This window comes from Bacteroidota bacterium (genome assembly GCA_016714535.1).
Lineage (GTDB): Bacteria > Bacteroidota > Bacteroidia > AKYH767-A > OLB10 > JADKFV01.
The window spans coordinates 96,322-118,315 of record JADKDR010000011.1 but is presented as its reverse complement, the minus strand read 5'-3'; the positions used below and the strand labels follow the sequence as shown (position 1 = coordinate 118,315).

The following is a 21,994-nucleotide window of genomic DNA, read 5'->3' as shown; positions in this document are numbered from 1 at the left end:
TTTTCAAATATTAAATAATACACGCTATGGAGCAATTAAATATAAACCGTTATGAAAACGACTGTTGTGAATGGAACACACATCAAGCAAGTAAAATGAAAAAGTTTTTTCTTGTAGTTCTGCTGTTTACTACTATCATCAATATTTCATTTTTACTAAAAGCAAAAGCACAAATGGTAACGTGCAACAATGCTCTTATATCTAGCACGAGTGCAATAACTATAAATGGCGATGTGTTGCTAAATACCAATGCAGGCATAAATAACAATGGCACCATAGACCTGAAAGGCGAATGGGAAAATAACAGCGGCAACAATTGCTTTGGCTTAAGCCATGGCCTTGTAAAACTTACCGGCACCAATCAAATGATTGGCGGCACTTCTCCTACCCTTTTCAATAGCTTACTATTACAAGGCACAGGAACTGTAAAACTAAATCAACATGCACTATGCGGGGGTGGATATTTAAATCCGGCAGGAGTTTTCAATCTTGGCAATCAATTACTCGACTTAAACTCGCATACACTTACCGTTACAAACCCAGATGGCAATGCTCTAACAACAAGTACTGGATTTATATTGAGCGAAAAAACAGACAACTCATCCAAAGTGACCTGGCAAATAAACAATACGATTGGAGCACACGTTGTTCTTTTTGGAAATAATTTGGGAGAGTATATTCCTCTTACATTCAATCTTACAAATGGCAATGCAGCCGATGTTACTTTTAGCACCTATGCTACAAACCCAGCCAATCAACCATTACCCACCTCACCAGATTCGGTTACAAACATTAATAATTCTGCTGCTGTTGACAATAGCGCAAATATGGTTGACAGATTTTGGCATATTGAAAAATCAGGTATCAATTGTAATGCTAATATCACTTTTACATATGGCAATAGTGAAGTACCTGCCAATGGTAATTTTAGTATAGTTGCTCAAAATTGGAATCCTATTTTAAAAACATGGAACCCACCGCTGTTAATCCAATCTAATCCGACAATAACTTCGGTGCTTATAACCAATATGCAAGCCTTTGGCACCTATGCACTAACCAAACTAAATAATCCATTGCCAATTGCATTGCTCCGCTACGATACCAAACCCATAGGTAATATAGTACGTAATAGCTGGATTACATCATCAGAAACTGAGAACGATTATTTTACAATTGAGCGAAGCAGCGATGCTCAACATTTCATGGCTATTGGTCGCCTTGAAGGTGCGGGCACCAGCTATACAAGTAAACAATATATTTTTGATGACCTAAATCCGTTGGCTGGCACAAACTACTATAGACTAAAACAAACCGATATAAACGGAACGTATACTTATAGCGATGTTAGAAAAGTATATTTTGAAATTGCTTCTTCTTTTCAAATAGAAGTCTTTCCAAATCCCACGACTGATTTTGTAACTGTATCTTCAAACATGAAAGGAACAAATGATATTGCCTTATACGATGGAAATGGACGCATTCTAAAGGTAATGAATACAACCACTACGATATCAAAAATAGATATGAGCAACTTACCTTCCGGCAACTATTATTTACAAATTAAGAATGAAGATAATATCCAAAGTGCTAAAATCACAAAGCTATAATAAAACACTACTTAATTGAATTGATTTCACGAGAAAGACTTCAACTTAAGCTATGCATACACTTAAAATGAAAGATTAACTGAGACTTCTAGCTTTGCTGAGCTATTTCGGTTTAACTTCCACTTTTAAAAAGTCATAAACATTGCAACGTTTATACCCACCTGTACAACTATCAACACATTGTTATTAAATGCTTTTCACAGCGCAATCTAAACTCAAAACATAACCTTGCTTACCAATCCTAAATTAACATCAATAATGATATCTACTTCAGCGTAAATGGCCATCAACGCAACCAGCATGTTTAGGCGCATCAATAAATTTCCATTTTCTATCTTAGTATAAAACCAATTATGACCAAAGTCATTGTTCACAATAGGCAGTATATTTTAACTTTGACCAGTTTTATTTCGCAAAAAAACAAATCGCTTATGAGTACTAAAACCGTTTATCCCCGATTTATTATTGTAAAGGATGATTTCTATGATAATCCCTTGGAGGTTCATCGCGAAGCTATGGAAGCTGACTATTACGAACCGCGATACTATACAGGATTTCGAAGCCGCAAAGTATACCATCAGCCGGGTGTTAAACAAAAACTCGAAAAAATTTTAGGCATAAAAATAAACAGATGGGATACAGACCCAAAGGATGAAAATGGAGTTTTCTATTTTGGCTATTCGAAAGGAAATAAAAAGGAAATTCCCGGTGTGCACTACGACCATCCCAATGATGATATAACGGTGGTTGTATACCTAACACCCGGTTTACCATTTGACTGCGGCACATCGCTTTGGATGCATCAAAAAACACAAATTACTGACATGCCCACAGCAGAAGATGCGCGAAGGCTAAAAATGAAACGGGCTGATTTATTTCAGCTATTTGAAACCGATTCGAAAAAGCGAAACAAGTGGCAGGAAATTGACCGTGTTGGTTACCGATTTAATCGCATGGTTGCCTATCCTTCGGGAGCAATGCATTCCGCAACCAGCCACTATGGTGAAAGCATTAACGATGGGCGGCATTACCAAACATTTAGGATTGGTGTTGACTGGAGTACTTTCAGAATGAATCTGTAGCTTACAGAAAAATATTTTTTACTTGTAAGTATCACCAAAGAACAAACGCAGTAGTTCCTGATAGCGGTATTCATCAACAGTTTTTAGTTTTACCATTTGAAGTAAGAGATTTAATTTAGCACTATCTGCAATATTCATGGCTAATGCCCACAGCGATACTTCTTTCAACACCTCAAATTCAGCTTTATCAAATGAATCTTTGCAATTTGTTTTCGTCAGAAAATCTACAATGCATTTCTTCTCAGCCTCTATACTATTTCCACGGTATTTTTTTATAATAAAACTATTCACCTTACTTGTTATATCATACACTCCCGGCTGAACAGATTTTCCCATACTCATCGAAATATTGCTCTTTGTAAATTTCAAAAGGGTTTTTTCTGAAGAACGATAACCTTTACGGGAAGAAATTTTTACGTGTTCACTTTTGGCAAGTTGACGCAATGCTAAGTCATTTGGTCTGAAACCAAGTTTGTAATAAAACCAGAATACTCCTGTTTCAATTCCTTCGGGACTATCTAGGCCGAACTGCGATGCTTCAACCTGAAAATGATTTACATTAAATAGCTGACGGTAAACACGAAGTATCTGCGCCACCATAAACGCGGACTCGCCTCCTCTAAACTGATCATAAATATTTAACCCGAAATCTGCGCGCCAGCCAAACACCCAGCCACCAGCATAGGCCGCAGGATAACCATTTTTAAACATCGTAAAACCGATGTACGATTCCATTGGAAGTTGACGCTCTGCAGGCATGCCATATAGGGCTACCGATACCCCTCGGTCGAGATGAAAAAGGTGCACCGAATCTTCTTTCGTGTAAGTGGCAGGGTCTGTTTCCCTTTCTGTAATTGCCATTGAGTTTTTGATAACACGAATAAGCTTTTGCTTTTCTGCTGATGAAAGAACAGTTTCATCGGGAAGTTTGCGGTTGAGTAACTCAAGCACATCAAAACGCTTAATTATCTCGCTGTGGTAAAATGTTTCGGGAATATCTATTCTATTAAATGCCTTTGAAAGTAATTTGCTTTTGGGAGTTATATCGGTATGTATGCCCAAGCCTTCATAATAGTGGTCTTTGATATAAGGCGTACTGTCGAGCCGGCTTAATTCATTTATGATATATGCAAGTTGCAGTTTTTTATCTGGCATTAGCTCGTCAAGCAATACATCGTTTGTGTAAGCGGCAGTGGTATAGCTTCGCAACTGCGCAGGCAAGGTAACCTTAAGCGTAGTGTTTAAATCAAAATATGTATTTGCAATTTCGTTTATTGACACAGTACAATCAGGATGAGATAGCAACCAACGTGTGCAATCATGCGAATATGCGGCCTGATATCTGCTTAACGGTATACCGGAATTAACGAACATCTCCTTAATTTTTTCAGGTTGCTTTTTTAGCAAATCGGAAATGCGAAGCACTTCTCTTTCTGCTAAGTTCCTGGTTTTTTCATCAGGAGGAAAAGACATAATAAACAGCAAACACTCATGGTACTCCTTTAGCACATGGTTGAATAAAATTTTGCTTGTCTGAACTTCACGTATAAGCGAAACCTTAAGACTGTTACTATCCGCATCAAAACGATTCACGATTTCTCTTATTTTTTTTACCTGATTATTGAAACTTTTCTTCATTGGAGAAAATGATTTATTTGACAATAATAATGATTTATACCAACTACAAGAAAAAGCTAAAAAAACTTCTCAAAGAAAATGTGTTGCTCAAGCAACACCATCTGCGAACATCATAAAGCAACTTGCTGTAATTTCGAACTTATTTATAGCCGTTATATTTAACTTTTGAGCGTATGTATATGAATAAGCGTTAGCTCAAGCTCTTGCATTCAGGCCTTTGCGCAAACTTCTGTGAATTGAAACTACTTATATTTACTGAGCCGGAAATTGATTACAAATGCAAATACGGAGATTTATATTTTCAGTTAAGCCTGGTTGAGTTGCATACATTTATTTGAGTTTAATTTTTTGAAGTGAGCTCAAACTTGGTATCTCTCCCATTACTTCCTTTTACTCATTCAAATTCAATAATCAACTTAATTTTCTCAAAATGAAACAATGCACCAATAAAAATTCCTATAACAAACAAAAGCCTTTTATTTCAAGCGTCTGTCTGTTTCATTAATGGGCAAGTCGTTAATACTTGCAAATCGCTTTTTCATAAAGCCGTTCTCGTCAAACTCCCAATTTTCGTTGCCGTAAGAACGAAACCATTGTCCGGTCTGATTGTGCCACTCGTATTCAAAACGAACTGCAATTCTGTTGTCAGTAAAAGCCCACAACTCTTTTTTAAGTTTATAGTCTAACTCCTTTTCCCATTTAGCAATTAAGAATTGCGTTACTTCTTCCCGACCATGAATGAAAAGATCCCTGTTTCTCCATTCTGTGTGAACTGTATAAGCTAACGAAACCTTTTCAGGATCTTTAGTATTCCAGGCATCTTCTGCCATTTGTACTTTCTGCATGGCCGTTTCAAGGTTAAACGGTGGCAGTGGATGCTTTTGTTCCATTAGTTCAATTTATAAGAGTGTTAATTTTTTTTGATTCACTACCCATTAAGTTTGATACTATTTACTTTCAGTAACCCCGTTTTCAAATAAAAAGACGAGATTATGAAAACGCCATTTCTATATCTTAAAGCACGTTCAGATAAATTTGAATACAGTCACGCAAATGCTAAGGCGATATATAATTTAATAGCTGCAAAGTTTGTTATCTGATAAATTTGGTGGTTGCATGCTCTTGAACACTTATCAGTTGCAACAAATACATTCCTTTTGCAAGTCCGCTTACATCAAAATTTACTTCGCTTTTATTGAAGCTATTTACTTCCGAAATAATACGGCCAGTTAAATCAATTATTCTTGCTTGAAAATATTTATTAGAACTTAGTAGTTTCACAAAAATCATTTGCTCGCTTCTTACAAATACAAAATCGGGATGGCTATTAATTAATTCGTTTAAACCAACAGTTACACTAATGGTATTGCTTGAAACTTCGCAACCTAAACTATCAGTAGCAACCACATAATAGGTTCCTGCAACAGAAGGCACAAAATTAAATGAGGTACCCAATACATTAGCCGGAAAACCGGTTTGATACCATGTATAGCTATATCCCGGTGGAGCATACAAGGTATCCCCGGCAATCGTAATAGTAACTACAGGGCTTTGGTACTCTGTAATAAAATTAGAATAGGCAATGGTATCACAACCTGCACCATTACATGCTATTAATTGCACATCAAAACTACCATAGTTGTTATAGCAAATTCCTGTAGGGTTTTGCAATGCACTTGTACTGGGCGATGCACCCGTAAAATTCCATTGCCAGGAAGTTGGAGTGTTTTGCGAGAGATCGAAAAAATCGATGCATTGCTTTTCGCAAAAAACTGTATCGCTTGATGCTAATGCGGCCACCACAGGCACACCATTATTCTCATACAAGGTTACACTATCGAGGTAATAATATATCTCAGCCACATTACAGTTCTCACCTGAAAATGCAAGAACATTGCAAAAGAAAGGAGCTGTAAAGGTGAAGCTGTGCCGTTTCCATGCCACATTGGAAATAGAATCAAATGGAACACAACCTAATAATACAACGTTGGGGCTATCCTTAGGACAAGGGGGAATTAACGTATCAAAATTAGCATAAACACAAAAATCAGATTTTCCGGTTACAAAAAAACCTGATTGACAATCCATTAAATCAAATGACAAGGTGTAAGAATTACCAGCAGTTAATGGTGTAGCTAACACTTGTACAATAGACTCATTATAAGGCGGTGCAAAAATACGGGTATGAAAACCTGCATAGGCAATACCATCGCTACCAACATTGGGTGTTGGTCCGGGTAAGCACCCCCCATAGTTTGGCTGCCCGCAAAACAGTTCTGCATGTGGCACACCTAAACCTGGTATAGGCTGCGCTTGCTGCCATCCATATGCGCGCCAAAACTCACCATTGGGTGCAAATGTTGGACATGGTGGAAGAAAATCTTCGAAACTTCCATTGGTTATTAAATTCACTTGTGCCTTTGATATTACACTTGCAACTAAAATCAACATTAATAAGGTAAATTTTTTCATTGTCACATTTAGATTTTAAAAATGAAACTAAGTATTTCTACAAATGTAGTAATTTGATACAGAGACTGTATATGATTTATTTTTTTTGCATTTAACTTGGGCGATTCTTTTTATTTAGCAAGCATTTTATGCAGGCCACAAGTTAGCAAAATGGTAAGGACGACTGCAATTTGTCCATTGAGCCAACTTTGCTGCTTGCCTAACGAAGATACTCCGAAAACTCTCCGAAAAAAAATAATTTGAAAAACTACAATAGGTTCTTAATATTCTCCAAGATATTGATAGGTCTATAAGAAATTTACTTTAAATAAAAATATACTTTAGCCCCCCACTTTATCAAACCATCGTTATGAGAAAACATTTTAGCAAAACAGGCATGCTTAATATTATAGTTATTGTTGCAGCCCTGGGGTATTTTGTAGATATATATGATTTGATTTTGTTTTCAATAACCCGCATAGATTCTCTCAAAGCCATAGGGATAAATGATGTAGAAGAATTAAAAACGAAAGGAGAATATCTGATTAGTTTGCAAATGATTGGCATGTTGGTAGGAGGAATTATTTGGGGTATCATGGGAGATAAACGTGGAAGAGTTTCGGTATTGTTTGGTTCGATAATTATGTATTCGCTAGCCAACCTTGCTAATGCCTGGTTTATAGATATAAGCAATTATCTCGGCACCGACCCACTCGAAACCTACGCGTGGCTTCGCTTTATAGCCGGTATAGGCCTTGCCGGAGAATTAGGCGCAGGCATTACCCTTGTAAATGAAACTATGAGCAAAGAAGATCGTGGCTATGGCACCATGATCGTAGTATCGTTTGGGGTATTGGGTGCAGTTGCTGCCAACCGCATAAGTTTACTTGGTTGGCAAAATGCATATATCATTGGTGGTTTAATGGGTTTTGCATTACTACTACTGCGCATTGGTGTTTACGAATCACATATGTTTCATTCGTTGAGCGAAAAAAATATTTCGAAAGGTAATTTCATGAAACTGTTTAATAATCGTAAGCGTTTTATATCCTTTATAAGTTGCATAGCAGTTGGTATTCCTATCTGGTTTATGATTGGCATACTTACCACCTTTGCCGATGTGTATTGCAAAATAAATAACATAATTGACATTAAGCCCAAGGATGCCGTTATGTACTTTTATATTGGAACTTCGTTTGGCGATTTTATGAGCGGCTTTCTCAGTCAAGTGTTTAGATCGCGCAAAAAAGTGTTGCTTGGCTATCTTATTTTTTCTGCCATCCTTATTCCAACTTATTTATTTAGCTCAAACATCTCTGCAACCACCTTCTATATAATTTCGGCATTGTTAGGAGTAGCCGCGGGCTATTGGGCTGTGTTTGTAACCATTGCAAGCGAGCAATTCGGCACTGATATCCGAAGTATTGTAACTACTACGGTTCCAAATTTTGTAAGGGGATCGCTTGTAGGCATGACCCTACTTAACATCTATTTTAGGGAGACTATTTCGGATGTACGCATAGCTGCTTTACTAGTGGGTATTATTGCTCTTGTTATTGCGTTTATTTCGTTGCTGGGTATGCACGAAACGCATGGCAAAGACCTTAATTATGTAGAAAAATAAGCAAAAATTTAAAAATTCTTGCGACTATGAACTATACGCAAACGTATGTTTAGTAGTTCAACCGTTAACGAAAATGCCATGGCCACATATGCGTAATTCTTAAGGTGATGCGTATCCAGGTGCAATGATTCAGAAAGCAGTAATATTCCAATGGCAATTAAAAATACCAATGCCAACATTTTAATGGTTGGATACTTATTGATAAACTCGCTTACAAATGGCGCAAAAGCAAGCATTACCAGCATGCTTATGGTAACAGCAATAATCATAATAGCAATTTCGCGCGAAAGGCCCACTGCAGTAAGTATGGAGTCAAATGAAAACACAATATCTATTAAGGTAATTTGCAATATTGCCTCGCCCAATGTTAGTTTTGCTTTTTTATAGTGCATATCGTCTGCTTTCCTGAACTTTTCTAAAATCTCTTTGAATGTTTTAATAATAAGAAAAACCCCGCCCAAAAACAAAATGATATCGCGCCCGCTAACACCAAAGTCCTTAATGTAGAAAATAGGCTCAATGGCTTTGGTCATCCATGTTATTGTTGTGAGCAATATGATGCGAGCCACCAGAGCTAGTGTTAAACCGATTATCCGTGCATTCTTCTGTTGTGCTGGAGGCAGCTTTCCGCTAATAATTGCAATAAATATTACATTGTCTATTCCTAATACAATCTCCAGTAAAATCAATGTAAACAGAGAAACGAGGCCGGCACTTGTGGCAAGTGGTGTTAAATCAAAGTTCATTTATTGTCCTAAAAAATTAAGGGCGCAAATATAGATAATTGGAGTTGCTATTTAAGATTATCATTTAGAGCTATTCAAAACTAATTCTTGTTTTAAGATTTTGAATAAAATTAACAAATATGCTATTAATAGGGGACCGAAAATTATACCGGGTATTCCAAAATAATGAATACCTACTATAACTCCAAATACTGTAACCAACGGATGAACATCGGCAAATTTTCTTAAAAGTGTAAAGCGTAAAATATTATCTGAAACGCTAATTATTATTCCGGTAATTAAAATACCAACCGATTGCCATGTATTGCCTACCGACAACATATAAATACCTGCAGGCAACCATACCAAAGCAGAACCAACAACCGGCACAAAAGAACATACTCCGGTTACAATACCCCATAGAGGTGCATCGGGCAACCCACAAATCCAATAGCCCACTGTTGCCACTATACCCTGAATAATAGCCATAACCGGTACGCCTACGGCATTGGAAATGGTCATGCTATGCAGTTCTTCGGCAAACTCCTTAATATTGCTCTTGCTTATAGGTATATTGTTTTCGAAAAACTTTTCGATACTACCTGTATTGGCAAGCATAAAATAAAGAATGAAAATAAGCATGGCTACATCGCCAAAAATGCTGACTGTTTCTGACAAGGCACTGCTGGCATAGTTTGCCCCTGCTTCTCTAAACTTACGCAAATTCTCATCGTTAAAAATCTCCATCCCAGTCCATTGCATTACTTTTGCATCAAGAAAGTGAATGGCATTTGTAATAATACTTGCATCGCTAAATATATCTATAATTCGGGGGGCAACCATAGAAACAAGCGCATAGAGCGGAACAGTTACTACCAAAACCGATATGATGATAACAGTTAATGCACTCCATGATTTTTTCCATCTTAGTTTTACAATAAAATATCTCATCAATGGCCGTGCTGTAATGTAGACCATCACCGCGCCCAGAAAAGCATCTACAAATTGTCGTAAGGCGAATAAAATTGAAAAACCTATGGCTATTGCCAAAAACAATGTAAAGTATAATACAATTCTTTTTGAATCTAGTTTATTCATTTCTTTAGTTCATCTTAAAAAAACACAAAGCTATATTTTGCTTAGGTTTATAATCCTCTTTCCGCTTCTGCATATCGAAAGAAACATGAAAATGCAAAATTATTGTTAAATTTGGCAAATCGGGCATTAAAATTGTTGTTGAGTATTGCAATGTTCCTATTTTTGAAAAAAAATATTTGCCTTGTGCAATATTTTGAAAATATTAACGTAAAGTACCAATTAGCTACCAATAAATAAAACTGTAAATCCATAGAATAAAACATTACCATTTCTTTTTGTGTCTGTATTAATTGTTGAACCGTCAAAAACTAATGGAATACTATGGAAAAATTTCAGTTATCTGATAATGAACTTATTCAAGGATATTTATCAGGAAAAGAGTCTTCTCTAAAAGAGTTGATCGCCCGTCACCAGAAACGCATTTATTCATCCATTTACCTGCTGGTAAAAGATCGGGAACTATCAAACGATCTGTTTCAGGATACTTTTATTAAAGTAATAAATACGTTACGCACCGGCAGCTATCATGAAGAAGGTAAGTTTTTGCCTTGGGTATTGCGCATTGCGCACAATCTGGTAATTGATCATTTTCGAAAACAAAAGAGAATGCATCTGGTATATGATACCGAGGAGTTTCCTATTTTTAATACCCTTTCGCTTTCCGATTCCAATGTGGAAGAAAAGATGGTGGAAGATCAGATTCTTAAACAGGTTAAGATGCTGTTGGATGAGTTGCCTGATGATCAACGAGAAGTAGTAATCATGCGCCTTTATAAGGACATGAGTTTTCAGGAAATTGCCGATGTAACCAAAGTCAGCATAAATACGGCACTTGGCCGCATGCGTTATGCTCTTATAAACTTGCGTAAAGTTATTGATCAGAAAAAGCTTATGCTTGAAAAATAAATTCGTGAATTCGCCATTTACGTCAGCTCCGGAATAACTTCCGGAGTTTTTTTTTGTTAGGTACAATATTAAAAAATGAACTTCGTTTATGATACATAACCTAATTTAAAAACACGAATGGCAAAAATCTACACTACCTCTACCGAAAATCTTATTAAATTTCACTTTAACGAAACTGATCTTTATGAGACTGCCGAAGCGCATTTGGCTATTGATAGCAATTATCTTGTAAACGAAGAATACGAAAATTTGAAAGAAGCCTTAAGTTATCTTAATCAATGCTTTGAATTGCCAAGTGAAGACTCTCTCAATTCAATTATGGCCTATTCGGCTCTAACTTCTTCGTTGCAATAAAAGCTGCTTTTTAGATTAAAATCGGTGTTTATTAAATTACACCTTCTATTTTAAAAACACTAACAAGAACCTCAACAAGTTGGTCAATCTGCTCAAAGCTATGTGTAGCCATCATGGATATGCGCAATCGCTGCTTATCAGCGGCTACAGCTGGGTATTCTACCGGATTCAGGAAAATTCCTGCCTGATGCACTTTTAGGGCAATTTCGCGAAGGTTATGTGGAGGCTTTACAATTATCGGAACAATGGGAGATTCGCTAAATGCTTCAATTCCGTTTTTGTTTAGTGAATGTAAAAGGTATTGAACATTTTGCATAAGTTTTGTGCGCAGTTCGGGCTGACTTTCTATAATATCTAATGCTGCCAACAAGCATGAAATTATCACAGGCGACATACTTGTACTGAACATATAATGCGGACTTAAGTACCTCAAATAATTAATTACTTCTGCATTGCCACTAATAAAACCACCGGTATTGGCAAATGATTTGCTAAAGGTTCCCAAGTGTAAAAACACGTTGTGTACTCCCAAGTGCTCAGCTACACCGCTCCCTCGCCTGCCAAAAACACCGGTTCCATGCGCGTCATCAATTACCAGCCTGATATTGTTTGCTTGGCATATTAAAGATATTTCGTTCAATTTTGCCAGATCTCCATCCATACTATAAACTCCTTCCACTACCAACCATCGCTCATTACCCTTGCCATTGTACATTTCAATTTTTCTTCGCAGGTCAACCATATTATTATGCCTGAAAGGTAATTTTTTACACCTTGATGCCAATAGGGCATAGTGCAGTGATGAATGATTGTATTCATCATAAAAGAAAATATCATCTTCCCTTACCAGCGCATTTATCCAACCACCTATTGCATTGAATCCACATGAAAACAACATGGTTGCTTGCGTATCTTTAAACTTTGAAATACGGTTTTCCAACACTACATGTAAATGAGAGTTGCCATTTAATAATGGCGGTCCTCCAATTCCAATTCCATAAATATCCACTGCCTCTTTAACCTTTTCGGCTATGTAAGAATTATTTGCTAACCCCAAATAGTTATTGCTGCCAAACATAATCATCTCCTTTGGCAGGTTGGTTAGAGGGTCGTTTATGATTACTGTATCAGCAGCAGCCGATAGAATTTCACGTCTGTACAAGTTATGGCCATTAGCAAACAAATCGCTGGTAAACCGGTTAAGGTTCGCAATACGCGATTCCAATAATGGGTCATCGGACTCAATAAAGTCCTTCAAACTTATATTATCGAAATAAGGCCTAACCTTAGTTTCTTTGTCCATAAATACTTGTTCTCTTAGAGAGATAACTTTTTTAATAGAGGGATCTTTTGGAAAGTTATACCAAAAACTGCTGGCTAAATTCTACTGTATTGCACTACACGAATTAAGCCTTATTTTTAGAATAGAGCTACAATATGAACAAGTTATTAACATATTAAAAATTGTTTTTGATTAATAATAAGAAAAATGATGCTGAATTGAACAATATGATAGGTAAAGAAAAAAAATGAACTGTTAGAATAAGTTGCTGATCCTTAAAATGGATAGCCGATACCAAAATTTGCTATCCCATCATTTAATTTTAGCCGATTAATGCGCCACCTGTTTCCCGCTTCAAGGGTTGGGTCTTTGATAGGAAAGCCTACATCGAGTCGAATTAAAAGAAATTAAAATTAACACGTAAACCTAAGCCGCTACTAATTGCTATTTCGTCAATAAAGGTATCTGCCTTAAACTGGGCCCCTGGAAAGTCTTTAAGCTTGCGTAAGTTCCAGATATTGCCTGCATCTATAAAAGCGGCACCTTCAATAATTTTAAGAATATCGAATCGATATTCAAAGTTTCCATTTAATTTGATATCGCCAATTTTCTTAAAACTCTCTTCGCCAGTATAGGACCCGGGACCAAGTCTGCGCGCACGCCAACCGCGATGATCATTGCTTCCTCCTGCAAAAAAACTTTTTTCGAAGGGCAACCTACGCGAGTTCCAATAACTGAAACCCACACCACCTGCCAAACGGAGTACTAAAGAATTATTACCCTTAAAAAACCGATAGTATCTGATATCACCATCAGGGCGCAGATAATTTGTATAGGGAACACTAAAGATTTCATATTGATTAGAGCTGTTTTTCTTTTTATTAGAATACAAATCAGCTATCCAAAGTGTGGTGCCGGCAAACTCGGTATTTAAACGATAATACCACGCACTGTTGCTTCGTACTTTGTTACGGTCACTATATACCATGCTTAACCTTCCGGCACTAATCAATTGAGAGGTATAACTTATTAATAAAGCATTGCCCCCTTGCTGAAATAACAACTGCTCAAACTCAGGTTGCAGTTTTGCATCAAGGTAATTGATTTCGGCCAAAGCCCATTCAATATTCAAATTCCGGATATTGCGAAAATGATAGGTATACGAAAAAGCAGCTAACGAACGAGTAAACTCAAGTCGCGATTCGTAATTAAATTTAGTTCCTAACGTGGTATATATATCACGTTTACCTTTATTGAGTTTTTTAGAAAACGGAAAAAGAAACTCTCGGAAGCTCAGGTTTATTTCAGGTCCAAAATCGATGGTGTTAAAAAACAAAATTCCCGTATTCTGATTGTTCTTATCAATATCTGCTAGTTGCGGTGTAGTTTCTAGCGACCCACGAAGCCTGACTTCAAATATTTCTCCATTTTTAAATGCATTATTATTTCTAAATGAAACATAACCGGCAACACCAATATTGCCACCGTTATGGGTTAGTTCGTTATTGATGGAATAGGTCTTTCGCTTTGATGGTGTTAGAAAAATTCCACAGCCTAAATGATTTATTCCATTTGTATCTTTTCGTAAATAGGTATACTTAATATTTATAAAACGAAAAATACCCATATCACCCAAGCGATTATAAGTGTTTTCCTGCACACTGTTATTGAACATCTTGCCAGGCTCAATAAAAATATGATTTGAAATAACTCGTGGCTTATAAAGATATAAGTCGGGTTTATGATTAAAATATAAGCCATGGTACTCCACTCCCCTGGTAAAATTTTGAGCACTATCGTTGCTTAATGGGTCGAATGAAGTGTAAACCGATACACGATCAATCATATACTTTTCATGAGTACGTAAGGTATCTCCGTTGGCACTAACCACCTCGGGGTTAATGACAGTAAAAAAGACTTTCATTTTATGATTACCTAACGAAGTATCACCTGTAACCTCTATATAATAGTTCGAAAAATCGAAATACCCATTATTTTTCATCAACTTGGTAATACGCTCCTTTTCTTCCTCAATTTTTTCTGCATTGAGCAAAGCACCAATCTTAATAATAGTTTGCGAAAGGGTGGCATTGAGCAAAGGCTGCAATGATGAGTCTACGGTGGTAAGTTCGTATGCCTCAATGGTAAAAGGGGTGTTTTCCTTTATTCGGTAAACTACTTCAACTTTAGGCTTACTACGGTGAACGATTACTGTATCAGTAACTTCAGCATCATAATACCCATGCCTGCGCATATAAAACTTAATTTGTTCTTTCGACCTATAGGTTAGAATTGAATCGTACAATGAAGGCGCTTCGCCTACGGTGTTGCGTAACCACTTGTTTACTTTATTATCATTCTTGGTTGATGCATAGAGGTAAACACTCAAATGGAATCGAAATAAGCCCAACACTTTTCTATTTGGCTTTTGCTTTAAAATTTCTGCTATCTCTTCTTTGTTGGTGGTCCGGCCAGCTTCCACCTTATTTTTATCGAGCAAATAACTACCCGGAGGTATTTTATGCAGCGGCCTGCAACTGCTTATACTTAAAATAAGAGCAACGCCAACCAAGAGGTATTTAATATATTGCTTGCAAACTATAGAAAGTAAAGAATTGCAACAATGGAGTAAAATCCATTTATTATTTCTTTTATTTGCCACCTTTGATTTTACAAAGGCGGTAAATGTAGAAAGTTTATCCAAGTGAAAGATAAGAATGCCACAGTTCAACATTTATTTAGTGACACCATTTTGTTAAGAATTGATAAGAACCACCAACCATGCTTAGTGCCCACGAAATATCTTCAGTAAAAAAACTGCACAGTAAAAAAGGCCGTTTAGAATCAGGTATGTTTCTAGTGGAAGGAATTAAGAACGTTGATGCATTGCTTCGTTCGGATTATACGATCGAAAGAATTTTTGCAACCGAACCATGGTTAGAGCGCAACCGCAAGTATGAGCAAAATACCGCCATCACTAAACTTAATGATGCAACACTAGAACGCATTAGTGCCCAAATAAACCCCGAGCAAGTTTTGGCTATATCCAAAACAAAGAGTGAGCATTTTGATATTAATGCAATTGCTGATAAAGTAATTTTATTGCTTGATGGAATAAATGACCCTGGAAATTTAGGCACAATCATCAGAACTGCTGACTGGTTTGGAGTAAAAAAAATAGTCTGCAGCAAACATACGGTTGACTGTTACAATCCAAAAGTAGTTCACAGTGCGATGGGTTCGCTTTTCACTTCTAATATATACTACGAAAATCTAGAAGCCGCAATTACAAAACTTAAGCAAAATAGAAAGCACAAAGTTTATGCTACTGCGTTAAATGGTACTGATGTTAAACAAATTTCCTTTGAAGGCAAATCAGCAATTGTTATAGGTAGCGAGTCGCATGGCATAAACACCGCTATCCTAAAAATTTGCGATAAATTAATCTCTGTAAAATCTGCAGGTATGAGCCAGGCCGAATCGCTTAATGCAGGAGTGGCAACCGGTATTGTTTTGCACTGTATACGATAAGGGTTACTTATCTACAAACCTATACCCTACTCCACGTACACTTTGAAAATATTGTGGACTTGAGGGATTCTCTTCAAAATACTTTCTAAAACTTACGATAAAATTATCTATGGTTCGTGTGCTTGGGTATACATCGTATCCCCAAACGGTTTCTAATATATGCTCACGCGAAACAATCTCGTTTTTTCTTTCTATTAAAAGTTTAAGCAATGCCGTTTCCTTTTTTGTTAACTCCAATGTATTGCCACCATCTTCCGTTGCTCTCATGTCTGCAAAATGGATTGTATAGTTGCGTATCTTATAAGTATCAACCACTGCATTGTTAACGTTTTCAACACTGCGCTTTATAAGGTTATTTGCACGGAGCAAAAACTCTTCGAGGTTAAAGGGTTTAGATAGGTAATCATCGGCACCTAATTTTAAACCGTTAACCCTATCGCTTGACGAGCCTTTGGCTGTCAAGAATAAAATAGGGACTTTGTTATTTTCGAGCCTGATTGCTTCACATACTGCATAGCCGTCCATTTCAGGAAGCATAACATCAAGTACAATGAGACTGAATTTTTCTTGCCTGAATGTTTTCAATGCTGCTTTACCATTATCAACATGCTGTACTTTATATCCTTCTAATTCCAAATTGACTTTTAATGGATGAGCAATAAATTCCTCATCTTCTACTAATAATATACGGTGTTTGTCGCCCATACTGTTTAGGTGTTTCAATAATTATGCAGCTAATGTAGAACTATTCATAAAATCATTTGTCGCAGGTTTGTAAAAAATAAAATACATGTGGTTGGAAGCAAATTATGTTTAGTGCTCTTGCCGCTAGAAATTACTGCATCAACATAGTCTGCTTTGTCACTTTTTTATTCAATGAAACTTCCGTTTATAAAATATGGTTCTAACATGTTAGATGTCTAATGATATAAATGAGCATTACTTTTTTATCAGCTAAAAAAAAACCGGTACAAATTAATTTGTACCGGCAATAGCTTGTTCTATGGCAGAAAATGCTACTCGCAATAAATCTTAATAACCAGGATTTTGAGTTAGATTAGTATTCGCTACTAAATCAGACACTGGAATTGGGTACAAATTACGAAACGATTCAACAGCCTGACCATTGGATGTACCACCCTTCCAAGGCCAAAGATAGGTTGCAGTTGTAAACTTGCCGTGTCTTATCAAATCGGTTCTGCGGTATCCTTCCCAAAGCAATTCGCGGGCTCGCTCATCTAAAATAAAATCAAGCGTAAGATCGCCTGCGGTAATATTAGATGATGTGTTGGTATAACCTCTTTCGCGCAAAGCATTAACTAAAGAAACGGCTTTATTAATATCACCACCACCACGTATTGCAGCTTCGGCATAGGTAAGATAAACATCAGTTAAATGAAGTACCGGATAATCAGTATCAACAAACTCCTTACTCTTAGGCGATTGCCCATCTCTGCGTAAGTTGGTAAACTTTGTTACTGCATATCCATCTGCAAAATTTGAAATAGATGTAATCTCAAGCGTATGCCCTTTTGAATAGAACATATACCGTGTATCTAACGTATCGAATTTATTTACCAAAGCAGACGTTGTGCGCAATCCTCCCCAACCGCTATTAATTCCATAGTTAAGGGCAGTCATGGTAGCTCCTACCATTGCATGTATTATATAATTAGTTCCACCGTAAGTTGTTGTATATTTTCCATCATAGGTAACAGGAAAAATAACTTCGGTCGACTTCTCATTATCTGCATTAAAACTATTTTTGAATTCGCCTTCCAATTGAAATGCTCCGTTAGTAATCACCTTATCAGCAAAAGCCGCAGCATCAGCATAACGTGGGGTTCCCGCATACACCTCGGCATTGAGGTATAAACGTGAAAGTAACGCCCATGCTGCAGCCTTATCTGCACGTCCGTATTCGTTTGCCTTTGGCGCTACTAAGAGACCTTCTATTTCTTTCAATTCATCCTCCACATATTTAAACAAATCGATACGAGTAATTTGTTTGGGGAAACCTGAACCCGGTAAATCTTCTTCAGTTACAAAAGGCACATTACCATATAAGTCTAATGCATAAAAGTAGGCTAATGCACGAACGAAACGCGCCTCATTGGCAAAACCTTTTATTTGTGCTTTTTCGGCATCGGTAAATCCTCTTTTTTCCAGCTTCTCATCAGCTGACTCACGTATAAACTCATTGCATAATGGAATAATTACAAACAAACGATAGTAGGCAAAACGCGACCATGGATTTTCTGCATCCCAGGTCATGTTATGCAGTTCAGGTATTCCCGGATCGTTCCATCCACACACTGCTTCATCGGTAGAAAGTTCCTGCAGATTCCACATACAACGTAATAAACCACTCGACCCTTCATCAAAACCGGTAAGGTCACCATTGCCCGAAGGGCCTTGATTTCCAGTTACTGCAAGACTTGCATACACTTTGGCAAGCACCTTTTTATAATTTGCTGCATCATTGTAAACTGTGCTTGCATTTATTCCATAAAATGGTTCGCGATCGAGGTCTTTGGTACATGAAACCAAACCTACCATTACTATAACTGTTACTATAATTTTTATTCTTGATATCTGTTTCATCTTATTTAAGTTTTTCAATTTTATTTATTAAAGTGAGAGCGAAATATTAAGACCCATAATGCGTGGACGTGGATAAACATTATTATCTATACCTCCGGCCACTTCCGGATCCAAGCCTTTATACTTGGTAAATACGGCAGCATTTTGCACGAAAACTCCTGCACGCAAACCAAATTTTTTGGTCAGCTGAGAAAAATCATATGAGAGCGAAATATTATCTATACGCACATACGAAGCATTTTTAATATAATAATCGCTAAAGTATAGTGGTCGCTTAAAGTTAGTGGTCAAATAATCTGAAGTAACATTATTAATATAATTCTTGCTAGCATCCAGATTGATCTTATTACCCAATTGTGAGTTTACATTATCATATATGTACAACCCAAATGCACCTCGCACTCCCATTGCAAAAGAAATTCTTTTATACGTAAATCGTGTAGTTAACCCAGCAAAGAATGGTGCTTCGGGGTTTTTGTACCTATATCTATCATCGCTGGTTATTTGTCCATCGCCATTTAAATCTTCAAACTGCACGGTATCCTGTTTGGCTCCTGATACTGCCAAAGGCTGTATCGGATTTCCATTTGCATCCAGTTTATGTTTGTATACATAAAAGGTATTGGTACTATATCCTACTGTATGCACTTGAATGGTATTGCCCGTGCCTCCTCCTATGCCACCGGTGAGCACACCAACATCGTTATCCTTATCAATGGTAGTTAGTTTCGTAATCATGTTCTTGTTATAAGTACCATTAACGTTGAGCTCCCATTCGATATTTTTTCCGGTTATTGGGATGGTATTGATGCTTACTTCAATCCCTTTGTTTTCAATAGCTCCAACATTAGTAAGCACATTATTAGTAAAATTAGTACCGGCAGGTACCGGTACCGTATTTAAAAGATCATCGGTACTCTTCTTATATAAATCAAGACTAATGGCAATTCTGTTTTTTATAAATCCGAAATCAATTCCAATGTTTTGCGTTTCTGTTTGTTCCCATTTAATATTTGCATCATAGCCATCGGGGCGCAATACATTGTAATAAGTATTGCCAAACTGATACATACTGGAAGAGTCGCCCTGACTGTAATTAGGAATATAGGGATAATCAGAAAGAATATCCTGCTGACCGGTTATACCCCATCCTAAACGAACCTTTAAATCAGACAACCAATTGTTTGGCCTAAACTCGTCAATGGCGCGCCATGCAAATGCTACCGAAGGAAAAGTACCCCAGCGATTTTCGGGGCTAAAGCGCGAAGATCCATCTTCGCGTACAGTTACCGTTACTAAATATTTTTGCAACAAGGAATAATTAATTCTGCCATAAAAAGAAACCAGGGTGTTTTGGGTTTTAAATGGTATGCCTGCTGGTGCTAATACAGAATCACCGGCAGCCGTAAAACGTGGGAAAGCGGGGCGCTCCCTAATCCAATCCTGATAACTGTAACCGGCTGTAACATCTATCTTATGTGCTTTTATTTGCTTTAAGTAATTAAAATAAAATTCGAGTAGTTGGTTAGACTTGTCTTCAACATATTCGCTCGATGTTCCTTTGGAGAAGAAATCAGATGCAGCCGTAGCCGGCACCATTACATTGCCCTGGCCATGCGATTTGTCCATTCCCAAATTGAGGTTTGTTCTTAACTCAGGAAGAAAATGCATTTTATAATCCAACTGCACGTTACCAAGCAAACGATTGGTTGAGCTATTATCCTCACGCTGATTAATAAGACCTACTGGATTACGCGGGGCAAGCACGTTTGGCTTTTTCTTATTATCAAGCCACTCAAAATATCCGTTGTATAACTCTGAGGTGCTATCAGCCAAAACGGGTTGTGTTGGGTCGAAGGTAACTGCCGACCCTATTGCCCCCTGATTGGCAAAGAAAAATTCTGCTACCGTATACTTTGCATTTACATCCACTTTCAAATGGTCTTTAAAAAAAGTTGGTGATAAATTAATTCCTCCTGAAAACCGATCCATTAAAGAACGATCTAATACACCTTCTTGTTTTAAAAATCCAATATTTATCCGGTAAGGCAATTGTTTTATTCCTCCTGCTATCGATAAATTATTCTCGCTGCTGAAAGCTTGCCTGTAAACTTCATCCTGCCAATCCGTGTTGGCAGTACCTGCCAACAATCTGCGTTTAAAATTCCCAAGCGTGTCATTGGAACTTGCTCCCAGCGTATCTAGCATCGCTCTGTATTCATCACCGGTAAGCACATCAATGGTCTTGTTTATTCTACCTATTGAATTGGTCGAATTAAATTCTACACTCAAGCGGTTTCCTGAACCTCTTTTAGTGGTAATAATAATTACTCCATTTGCAGCTCGCGAGCCATATATTGCTGCAGCCGATGCATCTTTCAATACCGTCATAGATTCTATATCGGCCGAGTTAATCATACTTAACGGATCGGCACTACCTGACAGCGTATTGTTGTCTACCGGAACACCATCTATTACAATGAGCGGATCGTTACTTGCGTTAAGCGAGCTGCCACCACGAATTCTGATACGGGCTGAAGAACCCGGAGCACCCGTACCTTGTGTTACATTTACTCCGGCAATTTTTCCTGCAATTAATTGCGCGGGACTGACCACATTACCTTTATTAAAGTCTTTGTTGGTAATGGCAGTAACTGACCCTGTCAAATCCTTTTTTGCGGTTTTCCCGTAGCCAATGGCTACGGCAGTATTTAACATTACTGTGTTTTCGGTAAGTACAATATTAGCTATCGGATTGCTTGTTCCTCCTGCCTTTACAGTTAGCTTTTGGGTATTGTAACCTATAAAAGAGGCTACTAACGTGTAGGTGCCCGGAGCAACATCTTTTATGGCATACCCACCATTCATATCACTGGCTGTGCCTTTGGTTGTACCTTCTATTACCACACTAACACCAGGTAATGGCTGCCGGTTGCTATCGTAAATGGTACCCGTTAATGTTACATTTTGCGCACTGCTTAGTGTAATTGATACACCAAGCAAAATTAGGCACGCGATTAGATGTTTGAGTAAATTTTTTTGCATCACTTTTTTATTGAATTTTATTTTTTGAGATAAGAGGTGGAATTCTT

Annotated in this window: 17 protein-coding genes; 6 read left to right on the top strand and 11 right to left on the bottom strand. The window is 37.3% G+C overall.

The features are described 5' to 3' along the window. The first annotated feature begins 26 nt into the window (after positions 1-26). Positions 27-1,607 (top strand): T9SS type A sorting domain-containing protein, encoded by a 1,581-nt coding sequence (locus IPO27_14450; protein ID MBK8847670.1) that lies wholly within the window; start codon positions 27-29, stop codon positions 1,605-1,607. A 215-nt stretch (positions 1,608-1,822) separates the two neighbouring features. On the opposite strand, the gene IPO27_14445 is transcribed toward IPO27_14450, so the two are convergent. Then, the gene (locus IPO27_14445) at positions 1,823-1,981 is read right to left on the bottom strand and encodes a hypothetical protein (GenBank protein ID MBK8847669.1); all 159 of its coding nucleotides are present in this window, start codon (positions 1,979-1,981) and stop codon (positions 1,823-1,825) included. 57 nt (positions 1,982-2,038) lie between these two features. On the opposite strand from IPO27_14445, the gene IPO27_14440 reads away from it, so the two are divergent. Further along, positions 2,039-2,689, top strand: coding sequence for a hypothetical protein (locus IPO27_14440; GenBank protein ID MBK8847668.1), 651 nt, complete (start codon positions 2,039-2,041; stop codon positions 2,687-2,689). 18 nt (positions 2,690-2,707) lie between these two features. Here the strand turns inward: IPO27_14440 and IPO27_14435 are convergent, their stop codons facing one another. The 3 genes from IPO27_14435 to IPO27_14425 all read right to left on the bottom strand — a co-directional run bounded on the left by IPO27_14435 (position 2,708) and on the right by IPO27_14425 (position 6,799). Continuing rightward, on the bottom strand, positions 2,708-4,327 hold the full coding sequence (locus tag IPO27_14435; GenBank protein ID MBK8847667.1) for a hypothetical protein: 1,620 nt from the start codon (positions 4,325-4,327) through the stop codon (positions 2,708-2,710). Positions 4,328-4,803: 476 nt separating this feature from the next. Continuing rightward, complete coding sequence (locus IPO27_14430; GenBank protein ID MBK8847666.1) at positions 4,804-5,217, bottom strand: nuclear transport factor 2 family protein; 414 nt, start codon at positions 5,215-5,217, stop codon at positions 4,804-4,806. A 202-nt stretch (positions 5,218-5,419) separates the two neighbouring features. After that, positions 5,420-6,799 carry a T9SS type A sorting domain-containing protein gene (locus IPO27_14425; protein ID MBK8847665.1) on the bottom strand — a complete coding sequence of 460 codons (1,380 nt, stop codon included), beginning with the start codon at positions 6,797-6,799 and terminating at the stop codon, positions 5,420-5,422. A 349-nt stretch (positions 6,800-7,148) separates the two neighbouring features. Between IPO27_14425 and IPO27_14420 the strand changes: the two genes are divergently transcribed. Beyond that, entirely contained in the window at positions 7,149-8,402 is a 1,254-nt protein-coding gene (locus IPO27_14420) for an MFS transporter (protein MBK8847664.1), read from the top strand. A gap of 8 nt (positions 8,403-8,410) precedes the next feature. Here IPO27_14420 and IPO27_14415 read toward each other — a convergent pair whose 3' ends face one another. After that, a complete protein-coding gene (locus tag IPO27_14415) occupies positions 8,411-9,148 on the bottom strand; it encodes a TerC family protein (protein MBK8847663.1) in 738 nt (245 codons plus the stop codon). A 60-nt stretch (positions 9,149-9,208) separates the two neighbouring features. After that, a complete protein-coding gene (locus IPO27_14410; protein MBK8847662.1) occupies positions 9,209-10,225 on the bottom strand; it encodes an AI-2E family transporter in 1,017 nt (338 codons plus the stop codon). 321 nt (positions 10,226-10,546) lie between these two features. On the opposite strand from IPO27_14410, the gene IPO27_14405 reads away from it, so the two are divergent. Both IPO27_14405 and IPO27_14400 read left to right on the top strand, forming a co-directional pair. Further along, positions 10,547-11,131, top strand: coding sequence for a sigma-70 family RNA polymerase sigma factor (locus tag IPO27_14405; GenBank protein MBK8847661.1), 585 nt, complete (start codon positions 10,547-10,549; stop codon positions 11,129-11,131). 117 nt (positions 11,132-11,248) lie between these two features. Then, complete coding sequence (locus tag IPO27_14400) at positions 11,249-11,485, top strand: hypothetical protein (GenBank protein MBK8847660.1); 237 nt, start codon at positions 11,249-11,251, stop codon at positions 11,483-11,485. A gap of 31 nt (positions 11,486-11,516) precedes the next feature. Here the strand turns inward: IPO27_14400 and IPO27_14395 are convergent, their stop codons facing one another. Further along, positions 11,517-12,788, bottom strand: a complete 1,272-nt coding sequence (locus IPO27_14395) for a pyridoxal phosphate-dependent aminotransferase family protein (protein ID MBK8847659.1) — start codon at positions 12,786-12,788, stop codon at positions 11,517-11,519. Positions 12,789-13,164: 376 nt separating this feature from the next. After that, positions 13,165-15,429, bottom strand: coding sequence for a BamA/TamA family outer membrane protein (locus tag IPO27_14390; GenBank protein MBK8847658.1), 2,265 nt, complete (start codon positions 15,427-15,429; stop codon positions 13,165-13,167). 188 nt (positions 15,430-15,617) lie between these two features. On the opposite strand from IPO27_14390, the gene IPO27_14385 reads away from it, so the two are divergent. Beyond that, positions 15,618-16,298: an RNA methyltransferase gene (locus IPO27_14385; protein ID MBK8847657.1), complete on the top strand. Its 681-nt coding sequence runs from the start codon at positions 15,618-15,620 to the stop codon at positions 16,296-16,298. 3 nt (positions 16,299-16,301) lie between these two features. On the opposite strand, the gene IPO27_14380 is transcribed toward IPO27_14385, so the two are convergent. The 3 genes from IPO27_14380 to IPO27_14370 all read right to left on the bottom strand — a co-directional run bounded on the left by IPO27_14380 (position 16,302) and on the right by IPO27_14370 (position 21,947). Then, the gene (locus IPO27_14380) at positions 16,302-17,003 is read right to left on the bottom strand and encodes a response regulator transcription factor (GenBank protein MBK8847656.1); all 702 of its coding nucleotides are present in this window, start codon (positions 17,001-17,003) and stop codon (positions 16,302-16,304) included. Between the two features lie 327 nt (positions 17,004-17,330). Next, positions 17,331-18,902 carry a RagB/SusD family nutrient uptake outer membrane protein gene (locus tag IPO27_14375; protein ID MBK8847655.1) on the bottom strand — a complete coding sequence of 524 codons (1,572 nt, stop codon included), beginning with the start codon at positions 18,900-18,902 and terminating at the stop codon, positions 17,331-17,333. A gap of 27 nt (positions 18,903-18,929) precedes the next feature. After that, entirely contained in the window at positions 18,930-21,947 is a 3,018-nt protein-coding gene (locus IPO27_14370; protein MBK8847654.1) for a SusC/RagA family TonB-linked outer membrane protein, read from the bottom strand. Between the last annotated feature and the right edge of the window lie 47 nt (positions 21,948-21,994).